Annotated in this window: 24 protein-coding genes; 12 read left to right on the plus strand and 12 right to left on the minus strand. The window is 71.7% G+C overall.

Features of this window, described 5'->3' with window-relative positions:
* Positions 1-136: 136 nt before the first annotated feature.
* From HBO46_RS01580 to HBO46_RS01600, 5 genes are read left to right on the plus strand one after another with little or no spacing between them, the layout of a single operon-like run.
* Positions 137-1087: an ABC transporter permease gene (locus HBO46_RS01580; protein WP_224769320.1), complete on the plus strand. Its 951-nt coding sequence runs from the start codon at positions 137-139 to the stop codon at positions 1085-1087.
* A complete protein-coding gene (locus HBO46_RS01585) occupies positions 1080-2117 on the plus strand; it encodes an ABC transporter permease (protein ID WP_191480189.1) in 1038 nt (345 codons plus the stop codon). Before HBO46_RS01580 ends, HBO46_RS01585 begins: the two co-directional genes overlap by 8 nt.
* Positions 2114-3178, plus strand: a complete 1065-nt coding sequence (locus HBO46_RS01590) for an ABC transporter ATP-binding protein (RefSeq protein ID WP_166137659.1) — start codon at positions 2114-2116, stop codon at positions 3176-3178. The genes HBO46_RS01585 and HBO46_RS01590 overlap by 4 nt, the downstream gene beginning before the upstream one ends.
* Positions 3178-4167: an ABC transporter ATP-binding protein gene (locus HBO46_RS01595; protein ID WP_166137656.1), complete on the plus strand. Its 990-nt coding sequence runs from the start codon at positions 3178-3180 to the stop codon at positions 4165-4167. The genes HBO46_RS01590 and HBO46_RS01595 overlap by 1 nt, the downstream gene beginning before the upstream one ends.
* A gap of 10 nt (positions 4168-4177) precedes the next feature.
* The gene (locus HBO46_RS01600; RefSeq protein WP_166137653.1) at positions 4178-5581 is read left to right on the plus strand and encodes an amidase; all 1404 of its coding nucleotides are present in this window, start codon (positions 4178-4180) and stop codon (positions 5579-5581) included.
* A 61-nt stretch (positions 5582-5642) separates the two neighbouring features.
* Here HBO46_RS01600 and HBO46_RS01605 read toward each other — a convergent pair whose 3' ends face one another.
* Positions 5643-6056 (minus strand): VOC family protein, encoded by a 414-nt coding sequence (locus tag HBO46_RS01605; RefSeq protein ID WP_166137650.1) that lies wholly within the window; start codon positions 6054-6056, stop codon positions 5643-5645.
* A 190-nt stretch (positions 6057-6246) separates the two neighbouring features.
* On the opposite strand from HBO46_RS01605, the gene HBO46_RS01610 reads away from it, so the two are divergent.
* The gene (locus HBO46_RS01610) at positions 6247-7548 is read left to right on the plus strand and encodes an HNH endonuclease signature motif containing protein (RefSeq protein ID WP_166137648.1); all 1302 of its coding nucleotides are present in this window, start codon (positions 6247-6249) and stop codon (positions 7546-7548) included.
* Between the two features lie 225 nt (positions 7549-7773).
* Here HBO46_RS01610 and HBO46_RS01615 read toward each other — a convergent pair whose 3' ends face one another.
* The 3 genes from HBO46_RS01615 to HBO46_RS01625 form a co-directional block, all read right to left on the minus strand.
* Positions 7774-9399: an ABC transporter substrate-binding protein gene (locus HBO46_RS01615; RefSeq protein WP_166137645.1), complete on the minus strand. Its 1626-nt coding sequence runs from the start codon at positions 9397-9399 to the stop codon at positions 7774-7776.
* 167 nt (positions 9400-9566) lie between these two features.
* Positions 9567-10058, minus strand: a complete 492-nt coding sequence (locus HBO46_RS01620) for a nuclear transport factor 2 family protein (protein ID WP_207949871.1) — start codon at positions 10056-10058, stop codon at positions 9567-9569.
* A 24-nt stretch (positions 10059-10082) separates the two neighbouring features.
* A complete protein-coding gene (locus tag HBO46_RS01625) occupies positions 10083-10904 on the minus strand; it encodes an SDR family NAD(P)-dependent oxidoreductase (protein ID WP_166137643.1) in 822 nt (273 codons plus the stop codon).
* A 66-nt stretch (positions 10905-10970) separates the two neighbouring features.
* Between HBO46_RS01625 and HBO46_RS01630 the strand changes: the two genes are divergently transcribed.
* Positions 10971-11741: an SDR family oxidoreductase gene (locus HBO46_RS01630; protein ID WP_224769321.1), complete on the plus strand. Its 771-nt coding sequence runs from the start codon at positions 10971-10973 to the stop codon at positions 11739-11741.
* Positions 11742-11813: 72 nt separating this feature from the next.
* The gene (locus HBO46_RS01635; protein ID WP_166137618.1) at positions 11814-13031 is read left to right on the plus strand and encodes an acetyl-CoA C-acetyltransferase; all 1218 of its coding nucleotides are present in this window, start codon (positions 11814-11816) and stop codon (positions 13029-13031) included.
* Positions 13032-13107: 76 nt separating this feature from the next.
* Here the strand turns inward: HBO46_RS01635 and HBO46_RS01640 are convergent, their stop codons facing one another.
* Positions 13108-14712 carry a FadD3 family acyl-CoA ligase gene (locus HBO46_RS01640; protein WP_317983888.1) on the minus strand — a complete coding sequence of 535 codons (1605 nt, stop codon included), beginning with the start codon at positions 14710-14712 and terminating at the stop codon, positions 13108-13110.
* A gap of 127 nt (positions 14713-14839) precedes the next feature.
* On the opposite strand from HBO46_RS01640, the gene HBO46_RS01645 reads away from it, so the two are divergent.
* Positions 14840-15472 (plus strand): TetR/AcrR family transcriptional regulator, encoded by a 633-nt coding sequence (locus HBO46_RS01645; protein ID WP_166137615.1) that lies wholly within the window; start codon positions 14840-14842, stop codon positions 15470-15472.
* A gap of 104 nt (positions 15473-15576) precedes the next feature.
* Here the strand turns inward: HBO46_RS01645 and HBO46_RS01650 are convergent, their stop codons facing one another.
* The 6 genes from HBO46_RS01650 to HBO46_RS01675 form a co-directional block, all read right to left on the minus strand.
* Positions 15577-16338, minus strand: a complete 762-nt coding sequence (locus tag HBO46_RS01650) for a CoA-transferase subunit beta (protein ID WP_153321832.1) — start codon at positions 16336-16338, stop codon at positions 15577-15579.
* Positions 16335-17201, minus strand: a complete 867-nt coding sequence (locus HBO46_RS01655; RefSeq protein WP_166137613.1) for a CoA transferase subunit A — start codon at positions 17199-17201, stop codon at positions 16335-16337. Before HBO46_RS01655 ends, HBO46_RS01650 begins: the two co-directional genes overlap by 4 nt.
* Positions 17202-17284: 83 nt before the next feature.
* A complete protein-coding gene (locus tag HBO46_RS01660; RefSeq protein WP_166137611.1) occupies positions 17285-18388 on the minus strand; it encodes an acyl-CoA dehydrogenase family protein in 1104 nt (367 codons plus the stop codon).
* A 9-nt stretch (positions 18389-18397) separates the two neighbouring features.
* Positions 18398-19378 carry an acyl-CoA dehydrogenase family protein gene (locus HBO46_RS01665; protein ID WP_166137609.1) on the minus strand — a complete coding sequence of 327 codons (981 nt, stop codon included), beginning with the start codon at positions 19376-19378 and terminating at the stop codon, positions 18398-18400.
* Positions 19375-20568, minus strand: coding sequence for an acyl-CoA dehydrogenase family protein (locus tag HBO46_RS01670; RefSeq protein WP_166137606.1), 1194 nt, complete (start codon positions 20566-20568; stop codon positions 19375-19377). Before HBO46_RS01670 ends, HBO46_RS01665 begins: the two co-directional genes overlap by 4 nt.
* Positions 20565-21470: an enoyl-CoA hydratase gene (locus tag HBO46_RS01675; RefSeq protein WP_166137603.1), complete on the minus strand. Its 906-nt coding sequence runs from the start codon at positions 21468-21470 to the stop codon at positions 20565-20567. The genes HBO46_RS01670 and HBO46_RS01675 overlap by 4 nt, the downstream gene beginning before the upstream one ends.
* 115 nt (positions 21471-21585) lie before the next feature.
* On the opposite strand from HBO46_RS01675, the gene HBO46_RS01680 reads away from it, so the two are divergent.
* Genes HBO46_RS01680 through HBO46_RS01690 form a run of 3 tightly spaced genes read left to right on the plus strand, consistent with a single transcriptional unit; the run spans position 21586 to position 24759 of the window.
* The gene (locus HBO46_RS01680; protein ID WP_166137601.1) at positions 21586-22767 is read left to right on the plus strand and encodes an acyl-CoA dehydrogenase family protein; all 1182 of its coding nucleotides are present in this window, start codon (positions 21586-21588) and stop codon (positions 22765-22767) included.
* Positions 22764-23561, plus strand: a complete 798-nt coding sequence (locus HBO46_RS01685; RefSeq protein WP_166137598.1) for an SDR family oxidoreductase — start codon at positions 22764-22766, stop codon at positions 23559-23561. The genes HBO46_RS01680 and HBO46_RS01685 overlap by 4 nt, the downstream gene beginning before the upstream one ends.
* Positions 23562-23595: 34 nt before the next feature.
* Positions 23596-24759: an acetyl-CoA C-acetyltransferase gene (locus HBO46_RS01690; RefSeq protein WP_166137596.1), complete on the plus strand. Its 1164-nt coding sequence runs from the start codon at positions 23596-23598 to the stop codon at positions 24757-24759.
* A 79-nt stretch (positions 24760-24838) separates the two neighbouring features.
* Here the strand turns inward: HBO46_RS01690 and HBO46_RS01695 are convergent, their stop codons facing one another.
* Complete coding sequence (locus HBO46_RS01695; protein WP_166137593.1) at positions 24839-25273, minus strand: VOC family protein; 435 nt, start codon at positions 25271-25273, stop codon at positions 24839-24841.
* Positions 25274-25383 lie beyond the last annotated feature (110 nt).

Raw genomic sequence — 25383 nt, forward strand, 5'->3', positions numbered from 1 at the left:
CGTCTGAGGTCCGCCGGCTTGCCGTGCGTCCCCCCGCGTCACGTTCTCCCGGCCGGTCCTCGAGACCGGCCCGCCCGAAGGGAACTCCCTGGATGTCAACCGCAGCTCGTGTGTCACCGGCCGGACGTGGCCGCTGATGCGCACAGCACTGATTCGCATCGGCGAGCTCGTCGCCGTGCTGATGATCGTGAGCTTCGGCGTCTTCATGCTGGTCTCGCTGCTGCCCGGCGACCCGGCCGTCTCGATCCTCGGTGACGGCCGCAGCCCTGAGGAGTACGCCGCCAAGCGCGCCGAGCTCGGGCTCGACGACAACGTCATCGTCCGCTACCTGGACTGGCTCGGGTCGGCCCTGCGTGGCGACCTGGGCACCTCGCTGATCCCGCCGCAGAACGACGTCGTCGACCGCATCCTCGCCGCGCTCCCGGTGAGCGTCCAGCTCGCCGCGATGGGCCTGCTGATGGCGCTGGCGATGGCGATCCCGCTGGCCATGTGGAGCGCCTCGCGCCCCGGCGGCCTGGCCGACCGGATCATCGGCGCCTCGATGTTCGCCGTCCTCTCGGTGCCGTCGTTCCTCGCCGGCCTGCTGCTGATCGCGGTCTTCGCCAACGGCCTGGGCTGGTTCCCGCGCGCCCAGTGGGTGCGCATCACCGAGGACCCGATCGGCAGCCTCTACCACTCCTTCCTGCCGGCGCTGACCATCGCGCTGATGGAGCTCGCGACATTCACCCGGGTGCTGCGCAACGACCTGATCGGGACGCTCAACGAGGACTACATCCTCTCGGCGAAGGCGAAGGGCATGCCGCCGTGGCGGATCCTCGTGATCGACGCCCTGCGCCCCTCGTCGTTCTCGCTGATCACCCTGCTCGGCATCAGCATGGGCCGCCTCGTCGGCAGCACGGTGATCGTCGAGTACCTCTTCGCGCTGCCCGGCATGGGCGGCGTGGTGGTGAACGCCGCCAACCAGGGCGACTACCCGCTGGTCCAGGGCTCCGTGCTCGTCATCGCGGCGATCTACGTGCTCGTGAACGCCGGTATCGACCTCTCCTATGGCTACCTCGACCCAAGGACCCGCCGTGTTCATGCCTAGGAAGCAGACCCCGCAGGGGTCCTCGCTGACCCGTTCCCAGCTCGGTGCCGTCGGCGCCGGTCTCCTCCTCGCCGGCCTGGCGCTCCTGGTGGTCGGCTGGTCCGCCCCGCTCGTGCTGTTCGCCAAGGCGGTCCTCGTCCTGGCGGGCGTCGTGGTGACCTCCCAGGGTCTGACCCGGGTCGTGTGGGCCATCCGCGGGCACCGCCCCGACATCATGGTGTGGCTGTGCTCGGCCTGGCTGGTCGTGCTGATCACCGTGGCGGTGCTGGCGCCGGTGCTGCCGCTGGGCGAGCACGTCGACGTCGCCTCGGCGCTCACCGCGCCGACGTACCAGACCCCGGAGCTGCTCTCCGAGCACCCGCTGGGGACCAACAACTACGGCCTGGACCTGCTGGCGCGCTCCATCTACGGCGCCCGGACCTCGCTGGTGATCTCGCTGCTCGCGGTCGCGATCGGCACGATCGTCGGCGGCTCGATCGGCATCGTGGCGGGCTACTTCCGCTCCGGCGTCGACAGCGTGGTCGGCATCTTCACCAACGCGCTGCTCGCGGTGCCGCCGCTGATCCTGCTGATCGCCCTGGGCACCGTGCTGGACCCGAAGATCCGCAACATCGCGTTGGCGCTGGCCATCATCACGATCCCGAGCATGATCCGGCTGGCGCGGGCCAACACGATCGCCTTCGCCCAGCGCGAGTTCGTGCTCGCGGCGCGGGCGATGGGCGCCACCCGGCTGCGGGTGATGGTCCGCGAGCTCACGCCGAACGTCATGCTGCCGGTGTTCTCGATGATGATCGTGATGATCTCGGTGCTCATCGTCGCCGAAGCCTCGCTCAGCTTCCTCGGGCTCGGCATCCAGGCCCCGGAGCCCACCTGGGGCAACATGATCTCCGAGGGCGAGGGCGGGACGATGCAGGAGTACCCGCACGTCGTCCTCGTGCCGGGCACCTTCCTCTTCCTCACTGTTTTCTCCTTCAACCTGCTGGGCGAGAAGGCCCAGAAGCGTTGGGACGCAAGGAGCGCGAAGATATGACGACGATCCATCCCCTCCTCGAGGTCGAGGACGTCCGCACCGAGTTCGCCACCGCGCGCGGCCCGGTCCGTGCGGTCGACGGGGTCTCGCTGACCCTGCGCCCGGGCGAGACCCTCGGCATCGTCGGCGAGTCCGGGTCGGGCAAGTCGGTGCTCGGGCGCACGATCATGGGCCTGATCACCAACGGGCCCACGACCACCGTCAGCGGCACCGTGCGGATCGCCGGCCAGGACGTCCACGCGATCTCGGCCAGCCAGCGCCGCAAGCTGTGGGGCCCCAAGGTCGCGATGGTCTTCCAGGACCCGATGACCTCGCTGAACCCGGTCAAGAAGGTCGGCGTGCACATCACCGAGGCGCTGCGCCTGCACCTGGGCCTCGGCAAGGCGGAGGCGCGCGAGCGCGCGATCGAGCTGCTCAAGAAGGTCGGCATCCCCGAGCCCGCCCGGCGGATGGCCCAGTACCCCCACGAGCTCTCCGGCGGCATGCGGCAGCGCGTGGTCATCGCGATGGCACTGTCGTGCGACCCCGAGCTGCTGATCGCCGACGAGCCCACCACCGCGCTCGACGTGACCGTGCAGAAGCAGATCCTCGACCTGCTCGCCTCGCTCAGCACGACCATGAACATGGCCACGATCCTGATCAGCCACGACCTCGGCGCCGTCGAGGGCCGCACCGACCGCGTGCAGGTGATGTACGCCGGCCGCGTCGTGGAGACCGCGCACACGAGCGCGGTCTTCGCAGCCCCCTCGCACCCCTACGCCGAGGCGCTGCTGGCCTCGATCCCGCGGCTCCAGGACGCGCCGCACACCCTGCTGCGCGCCATCAACGGCACCCCGCCGGACATGGCGAACCCGCCGTCGGGCTGCCGCTTCGCCCCGCGCTGCGTGTACGCCGCCGACCGGTGCCGCACCGAGACTCCGCTGCTGGAGGACCTCGGCACCGTGCAGGAGCCGCACCGCGTCGCCTGCCACTTCCCGCTGGCCGTGCCCGGACGCACGCCCGCCGCCACGCCCGCCGACAGCGCCGCGCTCGACCTCGGCCTCGTGAAGGAGATCAACTGATGGCAGGCAGCGGAACCGCGCACATGCGGTCCGAGGACTCCCCGGTCCTCAGTGTCGACGACCTCGTCGTGGAGTTCCCGGTGGGTCGCAAGCAGAAGGTGCACGCCGTCTCCGGCCTCAACCTCGACCTGCTCCCGGGCGAGACCCTGGGCATCCTCGGGGAGTCCGGCTGCGGCAAGTCCACCGCCGGCCGTGCGGTCATGCAGCTGCCCTCCCCGACGTCGGGGAAGGTGCGCCTCGGCGAGCGCGAGCTGACCGGGCTCAAGACCCGTGACCTGCGCAAGGCGCGGTCCCGGATGCAGATGATCATGCAGGACCCCACCTCCTCGCTGAACCCGCGGCGCAAGGTCAAGGACCTGGTCGCCGAGGGCCTCGCCATCTGGGGCTTCGAGGGCACCGCGGAGGAGAAGGAGACGCTGATCCGCGAGACCCTCACCGCGGTCGGGCTGGACCCGACGGTGGTGTGGGAGCGGCGTCCGCACGAGCTCTCCGGAGGTCAGTGCCAGCGCGTGTGCATCGCGCGGGCGCTGATGATGAACCCGAAGGTGCTCATCTGCGACGAGCCGGTCTCGTCCCTCGACGTCTCGGTGCAGGCGCAGATCCTCAACCTGCTCGAGCGCACCAAGGAGCAGTACGACCTGAGCATGATCTTCATCGCCCACGACGTGTCGGTGGTCAAGAACATCAGCGACCGGGTGATGGTGCTCTACCTCGGCAAGACGTGCGAGGTGATCCCGTCCGCGGACATGGAGGTGCGCGCGGCGCACCCCTACACCCGGATGCTGCTGGCCTCCATCCCCGGCGCCGGCGACCGCGAGGTCGCCAGCACCGCGGCGGCCGTCGAGCTCCCCTCGCCGCTGAACCCGCCCTCGGGCTGCCGGTTCCGCACCCGGTGCCCGCTGGCCACCGAGCGCTGCGCGGCCGAGGAGCCCCAGCTGCGCGAGCTGCACCCCGGCCAGTTCGTCGCCTGCCACCACCCGGTCGGGTAGGGCCGGCGACATGGACCTGGAGCGGGACGACGCCACTGCGACCGCCGCTGCCGTGCGCCGGGGGGAGGTGTCGGCCCGCGAGGTCGTCGAGGCGGCGATCACGCGCATCGAGAAGCTCGACCCGGCGCTGAACGCGGTCGTCGGCGAGCGCTTCCAGCAGGCGCTCGCCGAGGTCGACGCTGGCCTCCCGGACGGTCCGCTGCGCGGCGTACCGACGCTGGTGAAGACGCTGTCGACCGACGTCGCCGGGCTGCCCACCACCGGCGGCAGCCGGCTGCTCCGCGACAAGGTCGCCGCGACCGACAGCGAGCTCGTGGCCCGCTACCGGCGCGCCGGGATGGTGGTCCTCGGGATCACCAACACCCCCGAGCTGGGCAAGAACGCCAGCACCGAGCCCCTCCTCTACGGCCCCACGCACAACCCGTGGAACCCGGCGTACTCGCCGGGCGGGTCGAGCGGCGGGTCCGCCGCGGCGGTCGCCTCGGGCATGGTCCCGGTCGCGCACGGCAACGACGGGGGCGGCTCGATCCGGATCCCGGCGGCGATGTGCGGGCTGTTCGGCCTCAAGCCCAGCCGGGGCCGGGTGCCCGCGGCGCCGTACCTCTCGGGACTCTCGAACCCCACCAGCGTCCACCACGCGCTGACCACCACCGTCCGCGACTCCGCGCTCCTGCTCGACGTCTCCCACGGCCGGGTGCCCGGGGCGCCGTTCGACGCCCCGGCCCCCTCGGGGACGTTCCTCGACGCGGTCGGGCGCGACCCGGGACGGCTGCGGATCGGCGTCGCCACCTCCGTGCCCGACGGCCCGCCCACCTCCCCGGAGTACGTCGCCGCGGTGCGGCGCACCGCCGACCTGCTCGCCTCCCTGGGCCACGAGGTCCGCGAGGTCACGCTCGGCTACCGCTACGCCGAGATGGCGGCGTGGTCGGGGCTCATCATGGGCGCCTCGCTCGTGGCCCTGGTCGACGACCGGCTGGCCGAGCTCGGCCGCGAGCTGCGCGAGGACGACCTCGAGCCGTTCACCCGGGGGATGTACGAGCACTACCGCCAGGCGCCGGCCGCCGAGGTCGCGCGGGCGCTGCAGGGCTTCGAGCGCACCGGGCGCAGCCTCGGCGCGATGTTCGCCGACCTCGACGTGGTGCTGACACCGGCGCTGTGCCAGCCCACCCCGCAGCTGGGCTTCCTGGACACCACCGACCCCGCGGCGATGTACGAGCGCGTGTCGAGCTACTCGGCCTACACCAGCCCGGGCAACGTCTCCGGCGCACCCGCGATGTCGGTGCCCGCCGGCCTCGACGAGCGTGGCCTCCCGCTCGGTGCGCACTTCTTCACCGACCTGGGCGGGGAGGAGCTGCTGCTCTCCCTCGCCGCCCAGCTCGAGCAGGCCGCCCCCTGGCCGACCCGCGCCCCGTAGGTCGAGCGTGCCGTGGGTCCGGTGCGGTGGGTGCGGTGGGGTCCTCTCGGCGGCGCAGCGGTCAGGCAGACAACCCCTGTGCTGCCATCCACTCGGGGTCGGGGTCGACCTGCTGCACGAGCTCGATGACGAGTCCGTCCGGCCCGGCCACCTGAAGCCGGCGCTGTCCCCACGGCTCGGTGACGAGTGGTGTGAGGATCTGGACCCGGTTGGACGCCATTCGCTCGTGCTGGCCGTCGACGTCGTGCACGACGAGCGCGAGCATGGCGCCCTGAACCCGGTTCGCGGGCCCGACCCAGGTCTGGTGGTCGTGCCGGACGAAGTCGACGCGTAGCTCTTCACGGTCCGGGTGCTGGGTGCTGACGTACCAGCCGAGATCCACCAGGATCGTGAAGCCGAGGTGCTCGGCGAACCATCCGCCGGCAGCAGTCGGATCCGTCGAGGCGAATGCCGCACCGATCTGTGTCACCTGCATGAGCTCCCCGTTCTCGCTGTCTCGCGGTCGGGGCGACAGTGTCAGGCGGTAGCGGCGGCGGCAACTGCTTTCAGCGCTGTGCCTGCGTGGGAGCCCCCGCCGGTCGAGCTCGTCGAGACGACGGCCGACGAAGCTGAAACAGCGGTGGAGAAACCATTGTTATCGAACGTACGTTCGAGTAGAATGAGGCATGGCCGATCCCGAACTCCCCGAGTGCGACACCCCAGCCGCCGTGCTGGCGTTCGCGCAGCGCCGCCGGGCTGCGGCCCAGCGGGCGGAGATCGACGTCTTGGAGGCCGCTCTGGTGTGGGCGTCGATGCACCCCGAAGAGTCGGTCGCCGACGCGGCACCGGCGACCGGGTTGGTCTTCGGCGAGCTGGCCGTCCCGCTCGCTGGTGAGGGTGCTCCGCTGGTGGCGGAGTTCGCGCCGATGGAGTTCGGCGCGGCGATCGGCCTGTCCGCCGACTCCGCCCGTTCCCTGGTGGGCGATGCGTTGGAGCTGGCGCACCGGTTGAAGCGGACCTGGAAGCTGGTCCGCGCCGGCAAGGTCCCGCTCTGGAAGGCCCGGCGACTCGCGCAGCTGACGACCGGCCTGCCGCTCGACGGTGCGGAGTTCGTGGACCGCCAGCTCGCCGGCGTCGTGGGAAAGATCAGCTGGGCCGGGATCGAGCGCCTCGTCGACCAGGCCCGCGTCGCCTTCGACCCCGAAGGCGCGGAGAAGCAGCGCCTCGCTGCCGCTGACGGGCGTCGCTTCGACGTCCACACCCGCGAGGCCACCCACGACGGCACCGTGCACGTCGAGGGTGTCCTCGATCTTGCCGACGCGATCGACCTCGACACCGCGATCCGGCAGGGCGCCGAGGAGCTCGCGGCGCTGGGTTCCAGCGATTCCCTCGATGTGCGCCGCTCGATGGGGGCCGGCGAGCTCGCCCGACGCCAGCTCGCCTTCGACCTGCGGGCCGAGGCCGGCGACGGTGCCGCCTCGGTGGTGAAGCCGCGGCAGGTCGTCATCCACGTTCACCTGTCGCACGCCGCTATCTCCCGCAACGAGGCCGGCGTCGCCAACGTCGAGGAGACCCGGTCCATCGTGTCGACCGAGCAGGTCCGCGACTGGTGCAGCGGTGACGCCCAGGTGGTCGTCAAGCCGGTCATCGACCTCGAGGCCCACCACCACACCGACGCCTATGCCATCCCCGACCGGCTCGTCGAGCAGACCCGTCTGACCCAGCCGGTGTGCGCGTTCCCGTGGTGCGAACGCCCTGCGCGGCGTTGCGACACCGACCACGTCACCGCACATGGCGACGGCGGTCCGACCTGCAGCTGCAACCTGGCGCCGCTCTGTCGCCGACATCATCGGGCCAAGACCCACACGGGCTGGACCTACGACAAGACCGACGCGGCGACGTACGTCTGGCGATCCCCACACGGACTCCACCTCGTGAAGGACCGCGGCACCACCCGGCTCGTCACCGCGCACCCGCCCGACGCGTAGATCCCGACCCCGGACCCCGCCCGCACCCCGCCGGCGGGGCCACACATCTGTCCCGCCGAACTACTGGTGGAAGTCCCGCCGCGCCTTGATTCTTCACGTGGGAGCCCCGGCTCCTGCACCGACTTCCGCCAATACTTTCGCAGCGACGGGCGTCCGGGCCGCCGAAATGCACCGGGGCCCGGCACCGCGAGTGCGGTGCCGGGCCCCGGCGGGAGTGCAGTGCGATCAGTCCTCGATCCACACCTTGTCGAAGAGGATGCTCGACTCGGCGGTGGGCACGATGCCGTGCACGTCGTCGTGCCAGGCGTTCACGAAGGCGCCACCGGCGATGTTGACGTAGGGGACGTCCTCGCGCCAGAGGTTCTCGACGGCGGCCATCTCCTCGGCGCCGTCCTCGGGGGAGGCAGCGGCCTGCAGGTCGGTCAGCAGCTTGTCCATCGCCGGGTTGGCGTAGCGGCCCGGGTTGGACATGGAGGCGCTGCCGAGGGCGGCGTACAGGCGGGAGTAGACGTCCTCGTCCGGGATGGACGTGGCGCCGATCGCCATGTCGAAGTCACCGTCGATGTAGACCTTCTTGGTCTGCTCGGCGACGTTGTTCACCAGGTCGAGCTCGACCTCGAAGCCGACCGCCTCGAGCATCGCCTTGACGGCGACCGCGGCGTCCTTGGAGGTGGAGTCGGACTGGCCGAGGTAGGTGATCTTGCCGTCGTAGCCGTCGGCCTTGGCCTCCTCGAGCAGCTCCTTCGCCTTCTCGGGGTCGGTCTCGACCGGCTCGGCGTCGCTGGCCCACTCGGAGAACTCGGCGATCAGGCCGCGGTCGGCGGTCTCGCCGGTGCCGGTGGTGCGCTCCATGTAGGTCTCGGCGTCGATGGCGTAGTTGATCGCCTGGCGCACGCGCACGTCGGAGCTCGGACGCCCCTCGCGGGCGTTCAGGGTGAGGATGCGGACACCGCTTTGGGCGTTGACCATCGCGGGGTAGCCCGCCTCACGGACGTCCTGGACCACGTCGTCCTGCCGGATGTAGGCCATGTCGACCTCGCCGGCGCGCAGCGACTCCCACTTGGCCTGGTCGGCGCCGACCATCACGAACTCGATCTCGTCGAGGTAGGGGCGGCCGTCGATGTAGTCCTCGTTGGCGGCGACGATGGTCTTCTCGCCGGGGGCCTGCGACTTGAGCACGAACGGGCCCGCGCCGATGGGCTGGAACTTCTCCGGGTTCTTGTACGCCGCGGGGGCCATGATCAGGCCCGGGCCGCTGGCGAGCAGGTTCGGGAACGTCGCCCACGGGGAATTGAAGGTGAACTCGACGGTGCTCTTGTCGGTCGCCTTCATCGACTTCAGGTTGGCCTGGATCAGGGTGCCCTGGAAGCCGTAGTTGGCCATGTAGTACTCGATGCTGCCCACGACGGCGTCGGCGTCGAGCGTGGTGCCGTCGCTGAACTTCACCCCGTCACGCAGCTTGAGCGTCCAGGTGACGTTGTCGGTGGTCTCGAGCGACTCCGCGAGGCGGGGCTCGAAGGTCTTGGACTCGACGTCGTAGCGCATCAGGGTGTCGTAGATCGCGGCGAGCACGTTCATGCCGGTCTGTCCGGTGGCGTAGGTCTGCACCGGGTTGAGCGACACCGCCTCGGCGTACTCGGCCACCGTCAGGGTGCCGCCCTGCTTCGGGTCGCCGCTCGCCTCCGGCACGTCCACCAGGCCGGTCCGGTAGATCTCGTCCATGCCGAGCGAACCGGAGCCGGAGCCCTTGTCCTCGTCGTCGGACGAGTCGCTCGCGCAGCCCGTGGCGAGCAGGGCGCTCGCGCAGAGCACCGCGGCGATGCGCGTGCGCAGGTTGTTCGCTGTCTTCACTGTTCCTCCAGAAAGTTCGCACCGACAAGGCCCGAGCCTGCGGGGTCGCATCTCTTGTGCGGTGCATCACGGTAGGTGTGGGACGTCACACGCCATCGGCGCCATTCCCACTCAGTGGGCGGATGTGTCGACGGATCTGAAATTTCGTGGCGATCCGTCTTCGCAGGTCAGCGGTGTCGTCGCACCTGGCGGGTCTCGATGAAGTCGATGTGCAGCTCGCGTCGGGCGAACAGCCAGCGCTCGCCCTCGCGCACGTAGCGGTCGTCGTAGTGCAGGTGCCAGACCAGGTTGCGCTCGCCGGTGAGGTGGTTCGCGATGCAGGCCACCCGCCCGGTGGCGGTGCTCGGCGGCCCGGGCGCGGCGGAGGTCGGTACGTCGTACACCTCGCCGACGATCTGATGCACGGTCAACGAGAGCTCCTCGAGCACGGCCAGGTGCTCCCCGATCTTGCGGGGCCCGGCCAGCACCCGGTGCGCGTCCAGCCGGTCCGGCGGGGTGGGGATCACCAGCTCGCCCGTGGGCGTGAACAGCGCCGCCAGCGCTCCGGGTCGGCGCTGGTCGCCGAGCGCGGCGTAGCGGTGCACCAGGTCCGAGAGGGCCGGGCGCAGGGCGGCCGACCAGGGCATCGCCATCTGGTGCGGGGACTGCTCGTCGCTCATCGGGGCTCCTGGGCTCGGGGGTCGTCAGGTGTGGAGGGGGAAGTTGGTCCAGCCCTTGCCGTCGACCCGGGCGTACCAGCCCGAGGCGGCCAGCGTGCCGCCGTCGACAGGGATCGTGTGCCCGGTGACGTACGACGCGGCGTCGGAGGTCAGGAACCCGATGACCTCGGCGTACTCCCTGACGTGCCCGAAGCGGCCGAGCGGGACCCAGGTGCCGACCCGCTCGGGGTCCTTGCCCTTGAGCATCAGCTCCGCGGGGGTCTGCTGGCTGTCGGCGAGGTCGGGCGCGATCGCGTTGACCCGGATGCCGTGCGCGCCGACCTCGACCGCGAGGCTCTTGGTGAACGCCGAGACCCCGGCGTTGTAGGCGGAGTAGACGGCGTGCCCGGGGATGCCGCGGAACGCCTCGACCGTCGAGTTGTTCACGATCGCGCCGCTGCCCTGGGCCTGCATGTGCGGGAGCACCGCGTGGGTCACGGTCAGCACGTGCAGCAGGTTGAGCTCGTAGAGGCGCTGCCACTGCTCGGGGCGGCTGCGGGCGAAGTCCTTCGACGCCGGGCGGAAGTCGCCGACGTTGTTGACCAGCACGTCGATGCGCCCGCCGGCCTCGAGCGCGGCCGCGACGACGCGCTCCACGACCGGGACCTCGGTGATGTCGCCGACCACCGTCACGCAGCGCCCGCCGGCGGCCTCGATCTCCGCGCGGGTGGCCTCGGCGCCGTCGGCGTCGAGGTCGTTGAGCACCACCAGGTCGCCCCGGGCGGCCAGGAGGTGGGAGGTCGCGCCGCCGATCCCGTGCGCCCCGCCGGTCACGATGCTCACCCGGTCCGATCGTTGCTCAGCCATGCTCGGCAACCTAGCACTTGCTTGGGAACTGGCCTATGCTGCTCGCAACCGAGAGAGAGGATCACCGTGTCGTTCACGATCGACATGACCGGTCAGGTCGTGCTGGTGACCGGGGGAGCGCGCGGGGTCGGCGACGGCATCGTCGAGACCTTCCTGCGCGCTGGTGCCGAGGTCGAGATCTGCGGGCGCAGCACGCCCGAAACGCTCCGCGAGGTCGACGGACGACGTCCGGTGTTCACCGCGGTGGACGTCCGCGAGGCCGACCAGGTCGTGCGCTGGGTCGAGGACATCGTCGAGCGCCACGGCCGCCTCGACGTCGCGGTCAACAACGCGGGTGGCGCGCCGTTCGCGGACTTCCGCGACGCCTCGGTGCGCTTCCACCAGAAGATCACCGACCTCAACTTCATGGCCACCGTCAACGTCGCGCACGCGGCGCACCGCCACCTGGTGGCCGCCGGCGAAGGGGTGCTGCTCAACATCACCTCGATCTCGGCGCGCCGCCCCAGCCCCGGCACCGCGGTGTACGGCGCGGCGAAGGCGGCCGTGGAGAGCCTGACCACCAGCCTCGCGGTGGAGTGGGCGCCCGCGGTCCGCGTCAACGCCGTCAGCTGCGGCCTCGTCGCGACCCCCGGCTCGACCGACCACTACGGCGACGAGGAGCAGTCCGCCAAGGTCGCCGCCACCATCCCGCGGGGCGTGTTCGCGACGCCGCAGGAGGTCGGTGCGGCCTGCCTGATGCTGGCCTCGCCGCTGTCGAGCCACATCACCGGCGCCGTGCTCAACGTCGACGGCGGCGGCGAGTGGCCGGCGTTCCTCGCCCACACCCCGAACTCCTGACCATCCGCGCCAGACGGCGCCGGTCGACCCGGCCGTGCCCCGTCCCCACCGCTTCACGAACGAAGGAAAGCCATGCCTGAAGCAGTCATCGTCTCCGTCGCCCGGTCCCCGATCGGGCGGGCCTTCAAGGGCTCGCTCAAGGACGTGCGCCCCGACGACCTCGCCGCCCAGATGGTCGAGGCCGCGCTCGCGGCCGTGCCCGCGCTGGACCGCAGCGAGATCGACGACCTGATGCTCGGCTGCGCGCAGCCGGCCGGCGAGCAGGCCTACAACCTCGGCCGCATGGTCGCCCTGCGCCTGGGCCTCGACGGCCTGCCGGGCACCACCGTGCACCGCTACTGCGCCTCCTCGCTGCAGACCACGCGGATGGCCATGCACGCCATCCGCGCCGGCGAGGGCGACGTCTTCGTCTCCGCGGGCGTCGAGTGCGTCTCGCGCTTCGCCCAGGGCAAGTCCGACGGCATGCCGGACACCAAGAACCCGATCTACGACGAGGCCGCCGAGCGCACCAAGGCGCGCATCGCGGCCGGCGAGCCGTGGGTCGACCCGCGCTCGCTCGGCCAGCTGCCCGACGCCTACCTCGCGATGGGTGAGACCGCCGAGAACGTCGCCGAGCACTGCAAGGTCTCCCGCGAGGACCAGGACGAGTACGCCGTGCGCAGCCAGAACCTGGCCGAGCAGGCGGCCGACCGCGGCTTCTGGGAGCGCGACATCACGCCGGTGACCCTGGCCGACGGCACCGTGGTCAGCACCGACGACGGCCCGCGCCGCGGCGTCACCCTGGAGAAGGTGCAGTCGATGCAGCCGGTGTTCCGGCCCGACGGCACCGTCACGGCCGCCAACTGCTGCCCGCTCAACGACGGCGCCGCCGCCCTCGTGGTCATGAGCGACCGGCGCGCCGCCGAGCTCGGCCTGACCCCGCTGGCGCGCATCGTGTCCACCGGCGTCTCCGCGCTCAGCCCCGAGGTCATGGGCCTGGGCCCGGTCGAGGCCAGCCGCCAGGCGATGGCCCGCGCCGGCATCTCCGCCGGGGACCTCGGCCTGGTCGAGATGAACGAGGCGTTCGCCGCCCAGGTGCTCCCGAGCATCGACCAGCTCGGTCTCGACATCGACCGGGTCAACGTCAACGGCGGCGCGATCGCGCTGGGCCACCCGTTCGGCTCCACCGGCGCGCGGATGGCGACCACGCTCATCCACGGCATGCAGGAGCGCGACGTGCAGTTCGGCCTCGAGACCATGTGCGCGGCTGGCGGCCAGGGCATGGCGATGGTGCTCGAGCGCCTCAGCTGACCTGCCCCACCACGCAGAACGGCGCCGCTCCCCTCGCGGGGGCGGCGCCGTTCTGCGTCTGTGAGACCGTCGGGGCTCAGGCGTCCTCGCGCAGGTCGCGCTTGAGGATCTTGCCGGCGGCGTTGCGCGGGAACTCGCCGAGGGCGACGATCTCGCGCGGCACCTTGAAGTTGGCCAGCCGCTCGCGGCACCACGTGGTCAGCTCCGCGGCGCCCACGCCCGCGTCCGGCCGGGTCACGACGTACGCGCGACCGACGCTGCCCATCCGGTCGTCCGGGATGCCCACGACGGCGGCCTCGAGCACGCCGGGGTGGGCGCACAGGACGTTCTCGACCTCCGCGGGATAGACGTTGAACCCGCCGACGATGAACATGTCCTTGATCCGGTCGGTGATCTTCAGGCAGCCGTGCTCGTCGAGGCGTCCCACGTCGCCGGTGTGCAGCCAGCCCTCGGGGTCGATCGCGTCCGCGGTCGCCTCGGGGTCCTCGAAGTAGCCCAGCATGACGTTGTCGCCGCGCAGCCAGATCTCGCCGTCCACGCCGATCGGCTGGTCGGTGCCCTCCGCGTCGACGACCCGGACCTCGATGCCGGGCACGGCCGGCCCGGTGGTCTGGGCGACGTGCAGGGGGTCCTCGTTCGGGCGCGACTGGGTCGCCACGACGCACTCGGTGAGCCCGTAGGCCTGGGCGACCGCGTCGATGCCCAAGACCTCCTGCATCTCCGCGAAGAGCCGCTCCGGCACCGAGGCGGCGCCGGCGATCGAGAAGCGGAGCGAGGACAGGTCGAAGTCGGTGCGCCGCGGGTGGTTGATCAGGGTGGTGAAGATCGTGGGCGCCCCGGGCAGCACCGTGATCCGCTCGCGCTCCACGAGCGCCATCAGGCCCTCGGGGTCGAAGGTCTGGACCGGGTAGATGCTGGCGCCGACGGTGATGGCGGCGATCAGGCCCGCCTTGTAGCCGAAGGAGTGGAAGAACGGGTTCACCACGGCGTACCGGTCGTCCTCGCGCAGCGAGGCGCCGCGCGCCCACACGGCGGCCACGCCGATCGTCTGGCGGTGCGCGCTCATGACGCCCTTCGGCACGCCGGTGGTGCCGGAGGTGAAGAGGATGTCGCAGACGGTGTCGGGGGTGACCTGGGCGACGAGCGCGTCGAGGTCGGCCTCGCTCACGCCCTCGGCGCCGGCGAGGAAGGCGTCCCAGGACAGCGTGTCGGGCCGGTGCGGGCCGTCGCCGAGGTCGATGACCGTGTGCAGGTCGGGCAGCCCGGGCACGGGTCGCTCGTCGCTCGCCGGGGCGTCGCCGGCAGCGGCGGAGCCGGCGAGCATCTCCACGAAGTCGGTGCCGAGGAAGCCGTTGGTCACCACCAGGGCGCTGGCGCGGGATCGCTCGAGCACCACGCGGGCCTCGTGGCCGCGGTAGCGGGTGTTGAGCGGTACGACGGCCGCGCCCATCACCTGGGCGCCGAGCAGCGCGACGGCGTACTCCACCCGGTTGGGGGCCCAGATCGCCACACGGTCGCCGAGGGCGACGCCTCGCGCGGCGTAGGCTCGGGCAGCGGTGCGGGCCGCGTCAGCGAGCTCCGCGTAGGTCAGACGGTGCTCACCGTCGACGATCGCCGGGAGGTGCCCGAAGCGTCGGGCGGCTTCGTCGAGCAGTGCCGGCATCGTGCGTGGAGTGTCCACGGAAAGCTCCTTACTAACCAAGTGCTTGTTAGGTAACCTACGTCAGACCGATGTGTCGCGTCACGCGTCTTGCGAGTCGAATGTCGTCCGCGGCATCCGCGACGCTCGTTGCAGAAGGGACCACCCCATGACCCCCACCGGACCGGCCAGAGGGCCGCGGAAGGCCGCCGGCGCCAACGGCTCGAACCGCCGTACCGAGCTGCTGGCGATCGCTGCCCAGCTGTTCGCCACCCGCGGCTACTCCCAGACCACCGTCCGCGACATCGCGGACGAGGCGGGGATCCTCTCCGGAAGCCTCTACCACCACTTCGACTCCAAGGAGGCGATGCTCGGGGAGATCCTGCACGGCTTCCTCGAGGGGCTGCACGCGCAGTACGCCGAGGTGGTGGCCCAAGACGTGAGCGCGCGCGAGAAGTTCGACGGCCTCGTCCGCTCCTCGTTCCGCACGATCCACGAGCAGCAGCATGCCGTCGCGCTGTACCAGAACGAGTACGCCGTGACCGCGAACCTGCCCGGCTTCGACTTCGTCACCCGCACCAGCCGCTCGATCGAGCGGACCTGGATCGAGGTGCTCGAGGCGGGCCGGGAGAGCGGCGACTTCCGCCCCGCGCTGGAGATGAAGATCGTCTACCGCCTGCTGCGCGACGCGATGTGGTCGACGGTGCGCTGGTACAACCCCCGCGGCAAGCTGCGCCACGACAAGCTGGCCGAGCAGTACCTCGAGCTCGTCCACGACGGCCTGCTGGCCGACGCGACCTGATCTGACCTGAGCCGACCCGGCCCGGCTCCGTGGCAGTGCCACGGAGCCGGGCCGGAGTCGTTTCGTGCTGCTGTGCTGTGCTGCCTGGTGCTGACCGCCTCCGGTCAGCTGCGGACCTCGCGGTCGCGCAGGCTGCGGGGGTCGAGCACCTCGCGGATCAGGCGCAGCTCCTCGGCGTCCGGGACGCGGGTGGTGCCCGCGGAGGAGACGTCGATGTCGAAGCCGGTCGCCTCCTGCACCTGCTCGGCGGTGACGCCGGGGTGCAGCGAGCGGACCTTGAGCCGGCCCTCGTCGTCGTAGTCGAGGACGGCGAGGTCGGTGATCACCACGCCGAGGTCGTGGAAGCGCAGCGACGGGGTGCCGTGGGCGCGGGCGCGGTCGTTGCCGACGCCCGAGACCACGTCGACCGACTCCACGAACACCCGCGAGGAGTGCTTGGCGATCCAGTAGTCGGTGCGGTGGTTCACGGTGTTGCCCGGAGCGCCGCGCACGCCGATCAGCTGGCGCTTCGGCTTGCGCCAGTCGCCGATCGAGGAGATGTTCTGGTTGCCGAAGCGGTCGACCTGGCTGGCGCCCATCATGCTGTGGCGCTTGCCGGTGGCCAGGATGTCGAAGATCAGCCGGAACGGCGCCCAGCTCTCGATGGTCCCGCCCGCGGCGGCGCTGCGGCCCAGCGGCGGCGGCTCCGACATCAAGAAGCACTCACCGTCGGTGAGCACCAGGTCGGGGGAGTGGGTCAGCTTGGCCAGGCGCGCGCTGATCGTCGGCACCAGGCCGACCGCGTGCGCGAGGACCTCGCCGGAGCCGCGCCAGGCGTCGCTGCATGCGGCGACGCAGACCTCGGCGCGGGTGATGTCGGTGCTCATGCCTGCTCCTTGCTCTCCGCGTGGAACTGCTGGACGGCCGCCTGGTAGGCGGCCTCGTCGCCGGACAGGAACCGGTCGGTGAACGCCTTCCAGGCGTCCGGGTCCTTCGCGCTGGCGGCGTAGTGCTTCTGGAAGGCCTCGTCGCGGCCGTAGTCCGGCTCGCACGTGGTGAAGTGGGCGCCGTTGGGCGCCTCGACCACGGCGTCGGTGAAGATCCGGCTCACCAGCAGGGTCTGCGGTGCGGAGGCGCCGAGCTCCTCGGTGGGCACGATCTTCTCCGTCGACACGATGGTCTTGGTCGAGGCCATCGCGTAGAGGTCGTCGAAGTACGGGTCCGGGCCGAGGTACTGGGCGTTGCCCGTCGCGTCGGCGCGGTTGAGGTGGATCAGGGAGACGTCCATGCGCACGCCCGGCACCGCGACGTACACCTCGTCGTCGTACGGCGAGTCGACGGTGCGCAGGTGCGGGTTCATCTCCATCACGGCGCTCTCCAGCCCGGCCCGGGTGGGCAGGAACGAGAGGCGGTTGGCGCCGGCCTTGAGCGCGGCGACGAACATGCCCTCGTCGTACTCCCAGGTCTCGATGCCGCCGCTCTCGCGGATCGCCTGGAAGTGCGGGTCGAGCGCGATGCTGTCCAGCGAGACGAAGCCGTAGATCAGCTTGCGCACCTTGCCGGCCGCGCACAGCAGGCCCACGTCGGGGCCGCCGAAGGTCACGACCGTCAGGTCGGTGACGTCGCTGCGCAGGAGCTGGCGCACCAGCGCCATCGGCTTGCGCCGCGAGCCCCAGCCGCCGATGCCGATCGTCATGCCGGACTCGATGTGCTGGGTGAGATCCTCCAGCGGCATGGTCTTGTCGCCCATACGAGACTCCATTCTAACCTAGCGCTTGTTTGGTGAGAGTAGCAGCGCGCCACCGTGGGGCGGCTGCGGGCCGAGCGGCGGGCTCAGGTGCTGGCCAGCACCCTGCGCCGGTGCTCGTGCGCCTGGCCGAAGAGCTGGGCCGTGGCGTGGGCACGCTTGAAGTACAGGTGGGCGTCGTGCTCCCAGGTGATCGCGATGCCGCCGTGCAGCTGGATCATGTCGCCGGCGACGTGGGAGAACGCGTCCGAGCACCAGGCCTTGGCGTGCGCTGCCTGGAGCGGCAGGTCGTCGGCGCCCTGGCTGGCCGCGAAGCCCGCCGCCCACGACATCGACCGCGCGGTCTCGACCTTGACCAGCATGTCGGCGACCCGGTGCTTGAGCGCCTGGAAGGACCCCAGCGGGCGCCCGAACTGCTCGCGTTCCTTGAGGTAGGCCACGGTGCGGTCCATCGCCGCCTCGGCGCCGCCGACCTGGAGAGCGGTGACGGCCGTCGCGGCGACCGCGTGGAGGCGCTCGAGGGCGTCGCCGAGGTCGTCGGAGAGGGTGCGCGCGGGGGTGTCGGCGAGCTCGACGGTGGCGAAGCGCAGCGTCTGGTCGAGCGCGGGCGTGGCGGTGCGGGTCAGCCCGGCGGCGTCCGTGGCCACCTCGAAGAGCCCGACGCCGGCGTCGGTGGTTGCGACCACCAGCAGCAGGTCGGCGTGGGCGCCGTCGAGGACCAGGGTGGCGGTGCCGGACAGGGTCCGCTCCGCGCCCGTGCCGGTGGCCACGACGTCGGAGCCGTCGGTGCGCCAGCGGCCGTCACGGCCGGCCCAGGCGAGCGCGGCGATCGCCGAGCCCTCGGCCAGGTCGGGCAGCAGCCGCTCGCAGTCCTCCGGGCCGGCGCCGAGCAGCAGCGCCTGGGTGGCCAGCACGCCGGAGCCCAGCAGCGGGGAGGGGGTGAGCGAGCGGCCGAGCTCCTCGAGGACCACGTGGGTCTCGAAGGAGCTGAAGCCGGCCCCGCCGTACTCCTCCGGCACGGCGAGCGCGGCGACGCCGATCTGGCCGGCGAGCGCCTGCCAGAGCTCGGTGTCGTAGCCGCGCTCGGACTCCATGGCGGCGCGGAGGTCGACGCTGCCGGCGCGTCGCTCGACCAGGCCGCGCACCGCGCGGCCCAGCTCGATCTGTTCCTCGGTCAGGGCGAAATGCACGTCAGCTCCTCAGCGCGCGGTGGTCAGGTGGTCGAGCACCCGGGCGCGGTGGGCCGCGACCGTGCCCCAGGCGCCGTGCAGCGCGCGCGAGCGCAGCAGCCAGATGCTCAGGTCGCACTCGAGGGTGTAGCCGATGGCGCCGTGCACCTGGAGCGCCGCGCGACCGGCGCCGTGCGCGGTCTCGGAGGCGAACACCTTGGCGGCGGAGACGGCGCGCGGGGCGGTCGAGGACTTCTCCTCCAGCTCGAGCGCGGCGCCGTGGACCAGCGGCCGGGCGAAGTCGAGCGCCACCTTGACGTCGGCCAGGCGGTGCTTGACCGCCTGGTACTCGCCGATCACGCGACCGAACTGGCGGCGCTGGCCGACGTACTCCACCGCGGTGCGCAGCATCCGGTCGGCGGCGCCGACCTGGGCCGCCGCGGTGGCCAGTGCGGCCAGGTCGAGTGCCCGGTCCAGCACGCCCTCGGCGAGCGGGGTGCGCTCACCGGGGGTGACCGGGAAGAGCCGGCGCGAGGGGTCGACCGAGCCGATCGCGTCGCCCGCCTCGGCGACCGCGATCCCGTCGGGGGAGACGTGGAAGACGTGCGTGGCGGCGTCGGCGTCCAGGGCGTAGGGGGCCACGCCGTCGACGGCCAGCGTCGCGCGGACCGTGCCCTCGGCGAGCCCCTCGAGGAGGTCCGCGTGCGGGGTGTCGGCCAGCAGCAGGGGGGCCACGGCGACCGACTCGATCCACGGCCCGGGGACGCCGTGGCGACCGAGCAGCTCGAAGGCCACGACCACGTCGAGCGGGCTGGCGCCGATGCCGCCGGCCGCCTCGGGCACGGTCAGGGCGGGTACGCCGAGCTCGGCGAGCCGGCCCCACAGGGCCAGGCCGGGGGCGGTGTCGCCGGCGCCCCAGGCGCGGTTGACCGCGGGGACGTCGGCGCCCGCGAGCAGCCCGTCGATGGCGCTGGCGAACGAGCGCTGCTCGTCGTTCAGGGAGAACCTCATGCCCCTGCCCTCCTGTTCTCACCGCGCGGGAGACCGAGGATGCGCTCCGCGACGATGTTGCGCTGGATCTCGTTGGTGCCCGCATAGATCGGGCCGGCCAGCGAGAAGAGATGGTCGTCCACCCAGCTGCCCCCGGAGGGGGCGCCGGGCCCGCGCAGCTCGGCCTCGGGGCCGAGCAGGTCGAGCGCGGTCTCGTGCAGCTCGAGGTCGAGCTCGGACCAGAAGAGCTTGTTGACCGAGCCGTCGGCGCCCATGTCGCCGCCGCCGGAGAGCTTGTCGACGGTGCCCCAGGTGTAGAGGCGGTAGGCCTCCGCACCGATCCAGGCGTCGACCACGCGGTCGCGCAGGTGCGGGGCGTCCGCGCCGCGCTCGGCCCACAGGTCGAGCAGCCGGTCGGCGGCGGCCATGAACCGGCCGGGCGCGCGCAGCGAGAGCCCGCGCTCGTTGCCGGCGGTGCTCATCGCCACCCGCCAGCCGTCGCCCACGCCGCCGAGGACGTCGGCGTCGGGGACGAAGACGTCGTCGAAGAAGATCTCCGCGAAGCCGGCGTCGCCGTCGAGCTGGTGCACCGGGCGCACGGTGATGCCCGGGACGTCGAGCGGGAAGGTCATGTAGGTCAGGCCCCGGTGGCGGGCGGCCTCCGGGTCGGTGCGGAACAGCCCGAAGCCGCGGTCGGCGTACGGCGCCCGCGAGCTCCAGGTCTTCTGGCCGCTGAGCACCCAGCCGCCGCGCTCGTCGTCGCGGACGGCGCGGGAGCGGATGCCGGCCAGGTCGGACCCGGCCTCCGGCTCCGACCAGGCCTGGGCCCAGACGAGCGAGCCGTCGGTCATCGGGCGCAGCCAGCGCTCCTGCTGCTCGGGGGTGCCGTGCTCGAAGATGATCGGGGCCAGCAGCGAGATGCCGTTCTGGGCGATCCGGGTGGGGGCTCCGGCGAGGTAGTACTCCTCCTCGAAGATGACCCACTCGGTCAGCGAGGCCTCGCGGCCGCCGTACTGCTCGGGCCAGGCGACGACCGACCAGCGGCCCTCGGCGAGGGTCGCCTCCCAGGCGCGGTGCAGCGCGGCGCCCTCGTCGGTGTCCATCGACGGCAGTCGGCCGGGGTTGTGGGCGGCCAGCCACTCACGCGCCTCCGCGCGGAAGGCCCGCTCGGAGTCGGTGAGCTCGGGGCCCTCGGGGTGGGTGTGGCTCATGCGGGGCTCACCGTGTCCTTTCCCGCAGCCTGGGCTGCGGCCTGCTTGCCGGCCTTGGCCATGGCGCGGCTGTCGAGGCCGGCCAGGGAGTCGCGGCCGACCTCGGCGTTGTGGGCGTGGGCGGCGTGGTGCAGCCCGAAGACGGAGTCCATCCCGGCGCGCAGACCCATCAGGTCCTCGGCCTGGTTGACCGCCTTCTTGGTCAGTGCGAGGCCCAGGCGCGGCATCGCCGCGATCCGGTCGGCCATCGCGAAGGTGAAGTCCTCGAGCTCCTCGCGCGGCACGACGTGGTTGACCATGCCGAGCTCCTTGGCGCGCTGGGCGGGGAACCGGTCGGCGGTGTAGAGGAACTCCTTGGCCGCGCGCGGGTTCATCACCCACGGGTGGGCGAAGTACTCGACGCCGGGGATGCCCATGCGCACGACCGGGTCGGCGAAGAAGGCGTCGTCGGAGGCGATGATGAAGTCGCAGGACCAGGCGAGCATCAGCCCGCCGGCGATGCAGGCGCCCTGCACCATGGCGATCATCGGCTTGGGGATCTCGGCCCAGCGCCGGCACATGCCGAGGTAGACCTCGGACTCGCGTGCGAAGCGGGACTCGACGCCCTCGGTGCCGACGTGGTCCCAGTGGATGACTGCCTTGCGGTCGAAGGACTCATCGATGTCGCGGCCCGGCGTACCGATGTCGTGGCCGCCGCTGAAGTGCTTGCCGGCACCCGCGAGCACGATCGCCTTGACCGCGTCGTCGTTGACCGCGCGCACGAACGCCGCGTCGAGCGCGTAGGTCATCTTCGAGTTCTGCGCGTTGGTGTACTCGGGGCGGTTCAGGGTCACGACGGCGACGCTGCCGCGCACCTCGTAGGTGACGACGGGCGCTTCGCCCTGGGTCTCTTCGTCGCTCACTTCTTCTCCTCCGCGGGTGGCCTGTCGCGACGCACACTACCAAACAAGTGCTTGGTTTGGTAACGTGGTCGTCACACATTCCGGCGGGTCGCGCCGGGTGAATCGGAGGCATCGAGTGGACCTGAGCTATTCCGCGGAGGACGAGCAGTTCCGTGCCGAGGTGCGCGAGTGGCTCGCCGACAACCTCGTCGGCGAGTTCGCCGCCATCAAGGGGCGCGGTGGATCCGGGCGCGAGCACGAGTTCCACGAGGAGCGGGTCGCCTGGAACCAGCACCTGGCCAAGCACGGGTGGACCTGCCTGGGCTGGCCGGTCGAGCACGGCGGGCGCGACCTGCCGCTGTTCCAGCAGGTGATCTTCCATGAGGAGTACGCCCGGGCGAACGCGCCCGCGGGCGTCAACCACCTCGGCGAGCAGCTGCTCGGACCGACCCTCATCGCGCACGGCACCGAGGAGCAGAAGCGCCGCTTCCTGCCCGGCATCGTGAACGTGACCGAGCTGTGGTGCCAGGGCTACTCCGAGCCCGGCGCCGGCTCCGACCTGGCGGCGGTGCGCTCGCGCGCCGAGCTCCAGGGCGATGAGTGGGTGATCAACGGCCAGAAGGTGTGGACCTCGCTGGCCCACCACTCCGACTGGTGCTTCGCCGTCGTGCGCACCGAGCCCGGCTCGCGCCGCCACGCCGGCCTGTCCTACCTGCTGGTCCCGATGGACCAGCCCGGGGTCGAGGTCCGCCCGATCCTCCAGCTGACCGGGACCTCGGAGTTCAACGAGGTCTTCTTCGACGACGCCCGCACCGAGGCCGGCCTCGTGGTCGGCGAGCCCGGTGCCGGCTGGGCGGTGGCGATGGCCACGCTCGGCTTCGAGCGCGGCGTCTCCACGATCGGCCAGCAGGTCGGGTTCGCCCGCGAGCTCGACGACGTCGTCGAGACCGCCCGCCGGGTGGGCACCATCGACGACCCGGCGATCGCCGACCGGATCGCCCAGGCCCGCGTCGAGCTCGAGGTCATGCGGATCCACGCCCTGCGGACCCTCAGCGCCTACGACTCCGGCTCGAGCGGCCCGGAGGCCTCGGTCTCCAAGCTGCTGTGGGCGCGGTGGCACCGTGACCTCGGCGAGCTCGCGATGGCCGTGCGCGGCCCCGAGGCGCTCGTCGCCGCCGGCGCGCCGTACGAGCTCGACGACCAGCAGACCAACTTCCTCTTCAGCCGGGCCGACACGATCTACGGCGGCTCGGACGAGATCCAGCGCAACATCATCGCCGAGCGCGTGCTCGGCCTGCCGAAGGAGCCCCGCCCATGACCAAGCCCGAGCAGCCCACCCCCGACTACGTCCCGGGTCACGACCTGCTCGCCGGACGCGTCGTCGTGGTGACCGCTGCGGCCGGTGCCGGCATCGGCGCCGCGGTGGCCCGCAAGGTGCTGGAGGAGGGTGCCAAGGCGGTCGTCATCTCCGACACCCACGAGCGCCGCCTGGGCGAGGCGCACGAGCTCCTGGCCAAGGAGTTCGGCGCGGACCGGGTCGCCTCGATCGTGTGCAACGTGACCAAGCAGGACGACGTGGTCGCGCTCCTCGACGCCGCGGAGCCGTTCGGCGGGGTCGACGTGATGATCAACAACGCCGGCCTCGGCGGCACCGACGACATCCTCGAGATGCCCGACGAGACCTGGAACCTGGTCCTCGACATCACCCTCACCGGCACGATGCGCTGCATCCGGGAGGCGGGTCGCCGCTTCGTCGCCGCCGGCAAGAAGGGCGTCATCGTCAACAACTCCTCGGTGATCGGCTGGCGCTTCCAGGAGGGCCAGTCCCACTACGCCGCCGCGAAGGCCGGCGTGAAGGCGCTGACCCGTTCCGCCGCCGCCGACCTGGCCCAGCACGGCATCCGCGTCAACGCGGTCTCGCCGAGCCTGGCCATGCACCCCTTCCTGGAGAAGGTCACCACCCCCGAGCTGCTCGCCGAGCTCAAGGGCAAGGAGGCCTTCGGTCGCGCCGCGGCACCCTGGGAGATCGCGAACGTCATGGTCTTCCTGGCCAGCGACTACTCCAGCTACATGACCGGCGAGGTCCTCGCCGTGTCCAGCCAGCACGCCTGACCCCCCACGCAACCCGAGCACGAGGAGAACTGACATGGCTGAGGCCTACATCGTCGACGCCGTCCGGACCCCGGTCGGCAAGCGCGGCGGCTCGCTCGCGTCCATGCACTCCGCCGACCTCGGTGGGCACGTGCTGAAGTCCCTCATCGAGCGCACCGGCGTCGACGCCGGCGCGGTGGACGACGTGATCATGGGCTGCTGCGACACCATCGGCTCACAGGCCGGCGACGTCGCGCGTACGGCGTGGCTGGTGGCCGGGCTGCCCGACCACGTGCCCGGCGTGACCATCGACCGGCAGTGCGGCTCCTCCCAGCAGGCCGTGCACTTCGCGGCCCAGGGCGTCATGTCCGGCACCCAGGACCTGGTGGTCGCCGGCGGGCTGCAGAACATGTCCGCGATCCCGATCTCCGCGGCGATGCTGGTGGCGCAGCAGTACGGCTTCACCACGCCGTTCGCGGAGTCGCCGGGCTGGCGGGCGCGCTACGGCGACGTCGAGGTCAGCCAGTTCAACTCCGCCGAGATGATCGCGGAGAAGTGGGACTGCAGCCGCGAGGACATGGAGCGCTACGCGCTCGCCTCGCACCAGCGCGCGAAGGCCGCGATCGCCGAGGGCCGCTTCGAGCGCGAGATCGCGCCGGTCACCCTGGCCGACGGCACGGTGTTCACCACCGACGAGTGCCCGCGCGAGACCTCGCTGGAGAAGATGGCCGGGCTCAACCCGCTCGCCCCCGGCGGCCGGATCACCGCCGGTGTCGCCTCGCAGATCTGCGACGGCGCCTCGGCGATGCTGATCGCCTCCGAGCAGGCGGTCAAGGACCACGGCCTCACGCCGCGGGCCCGGATCCACCACCTCTCGGTGCGCGGCGACGACCCGATCTGGATGCTCACCGGCCCGATCGGCGCCACCAAGCACGCGCTGGCCAAGACCGGCATGAGCATCGAGGACATCGACCTGTTCGAGTGCAACGAGGCGTTCGCCTCGGTCGTGCTGGCCTGGATGAAGGAGACCGGCGCGCCGCACGAGAAGGTCAACGTCAACGGCGGCGGCATCGCGCTGGGCCACCCGATCGGCGCCACCGGCACCCGCCTGATGACGACGATGCTCCACGAGCTCGAGCGCACCGGCGGCCGATTCGGCCTGCAGACGATGTGCGAGGGCGGCGGTCAGGCCAACGTGACGATCATCGAGCGCCTCTGAGGCTCTCGGCCCCGTCGGCCGAGGCCGTCGAGACCACGCAGGGCGGTCATCCCACGGGGTGGCCGCCCTGCGGCGTTCCTCAGTCGAGGCAGAACTCGTTGCCCTCGACGTCCTGCATGACCAGGCACGACTCGTTCTCCTCGTCGGCCTCCAGCAGGCGCACGCGGGTCGCGCCGAGCGGGAGCAGTCGCGCGCACTCGGCCTCGAGCGCGGCCAGGCGCTCCTCGCCCACGAGGCCGGTGCCGACCCGCACGTCGAGGTGGAGCCGGTTCTTGACGACCTTGCCCTCGGGCACGCGCTGGAAGTACAGGCGTGGGCCGACCCCGGCGGGGTCCACGCACGCGAACGCCGACCCGCGCTGCTCCGGCGGGAGCGTGCGGTCGAACTCCTCCCAGCTGTCGAAGTCGGGCGGGGGCGGCGGGACGACGTACCCCAGCACCTCGCACCAGAAGCGGGCCACGCGCTCGGGCTCCGCGCAGTCGAAGGTGACCTGGAACTCTCTCGCCGCAGCCATCGGGCCACGGTAGCGACGGCGCGCCGCCTCGTCATGCCCCTTGGGTGAGCGTCCGGCTGGATCGGTACGCCATCCGCCCAGGCGTGGCCGCGTGGAGGTGGTAACAAAGC

The sequence above is a fragment of the Nocardioides ochotonae genome, from assembly GCF_011420305.2.
GTDB classification, from domain to species: domain Bacteria; phylum Actinomycetota; class Actinomycetes; order Propionibacteriales; family Nocardioidaceae; genus Nocardioides; species Nocardioides ochotonae.

Coding starts and splice junctions, on each gene's coding strand:
- HBO46_RS01580 (WP_224769320.1), top strand. CDS start 137: ATGCGCACAGCACTGATTCGCATCGGCGAGCTCGTCGCCGTGCTGATG.
- HBO46_RS01585 (WP_191480189.1), top strand. CDS start 1,080: ATGCCTAGGAAGCAGACCCCGCAGGGGTCCTCGCTGACCCGTTCCCAG.
- HBO46_RS01590 (WP_166137659.1), top strand. CDS start 2,114: ATGACGACGATCCATCCCCTCCTCGAGGTCGAGGACGTCCGCACCGAG.
- HBO46_RS01595 (WP_166137656.1), top strand. CDS start 3,178: ATGGCAGGCAGCGGAACCGCGCACATGCGGTCCGAGGACTCCCCGGTC.
- HBO46_RS01600 (WP_166137653.1), top strand. CDS start 4,178: ATGGACCTGGAGCGGGACGACGCCACTGCGACCGCCGCTGCCGTGCGC.
- HBO46_RS01605 (WP_166137650.1), bottom strand. CDS start 6,056: ATGCAGGTGACACAGATCGGTGCGGCATTCGCCTCGACGGATCCGACT.
- HBO46_RS01610 (WP_166137648.1), top strand. CDS start 6,247: ATGGCCGATCCCGAACTCCCCGAGTGCGACACCCCAGCCGCCGTGCTG.
- HBO46_RS01620 (WP_207949871.1), bottom strand. CDS start 10,058: ATGAGCGACGAGCAGTCCCCGCACCAGATGGCGATGCCCTGGTCGGCC.
- HBO46_RS01625 (WP_166137643.1), bottom strand. CDS start 10,904: ATGGCTGAGCAACGATCGGACCGGGTGAGCATCGTGACCGGCGGGGCG.
- HBO46_RS01635 (WP_166137618.1), top strand. CDS start 11,814: ATGCCTGAAGCAGTCATCGTCTCCGTCGCCCGGTCCCCGATCGGGCGG.
- HBO46_RS01645 (WP_166137615.1), top strand. CDS start 14,840: ATGACCCCCACCGGACCGGCCAGAGGGCCGCGGAAGGCCGCCGGCGCC.
- HBO46_RS01650 (WP_153321832.1), bottom strand. CDS start 16,338: ATGAGCACCGACATCACCCGCGCCGAGGTCTGCGTCGCCGCATGCAGC.
- HBO46_RS01655 (WP_166137613.1), bottom strand. CDS start 17,201: ATGGGCGACAAGACCATGCCGCTGGAGGATCTCACCCAGCACATCGAG.
- HBO46_RS01665 (WP_166137609.1), bottom strand. CDS start 19,378: ATGAGGTTCTCCCTGAACGACGAGCAGCGCTCGTTCGCCAGCGCCATC.
- HBO46_RS01670 (WP_166137606.1), bottom strand. CDS start 20,568: ATGAGCCACACCCACCCCGAGGGCCCCGAGCTCACCGACTCCGAGCGG.
- HBO46_RS01685 (WP_166137598.1), top strand. CDS start 22,764: ATGACCAAGCCCGAGCAGCCCACCCCCGACTACGTCCCGGGTCACGAC.
- HBO46_RS01690 (WP_166137596.1), top strand. CDS start 23,596: ATGGCTGAGGCCTACATCGTCGACGCCGTCCGGACCCCGGTCGGCAAG.
- HBO46_RS01695 (WP_166137593.1), bottom strand. CDS start 25,273: ATGGCTGCGGCGAGAGAGTTCCAGGTCACCTTCGACTGCGCGGAGCCC.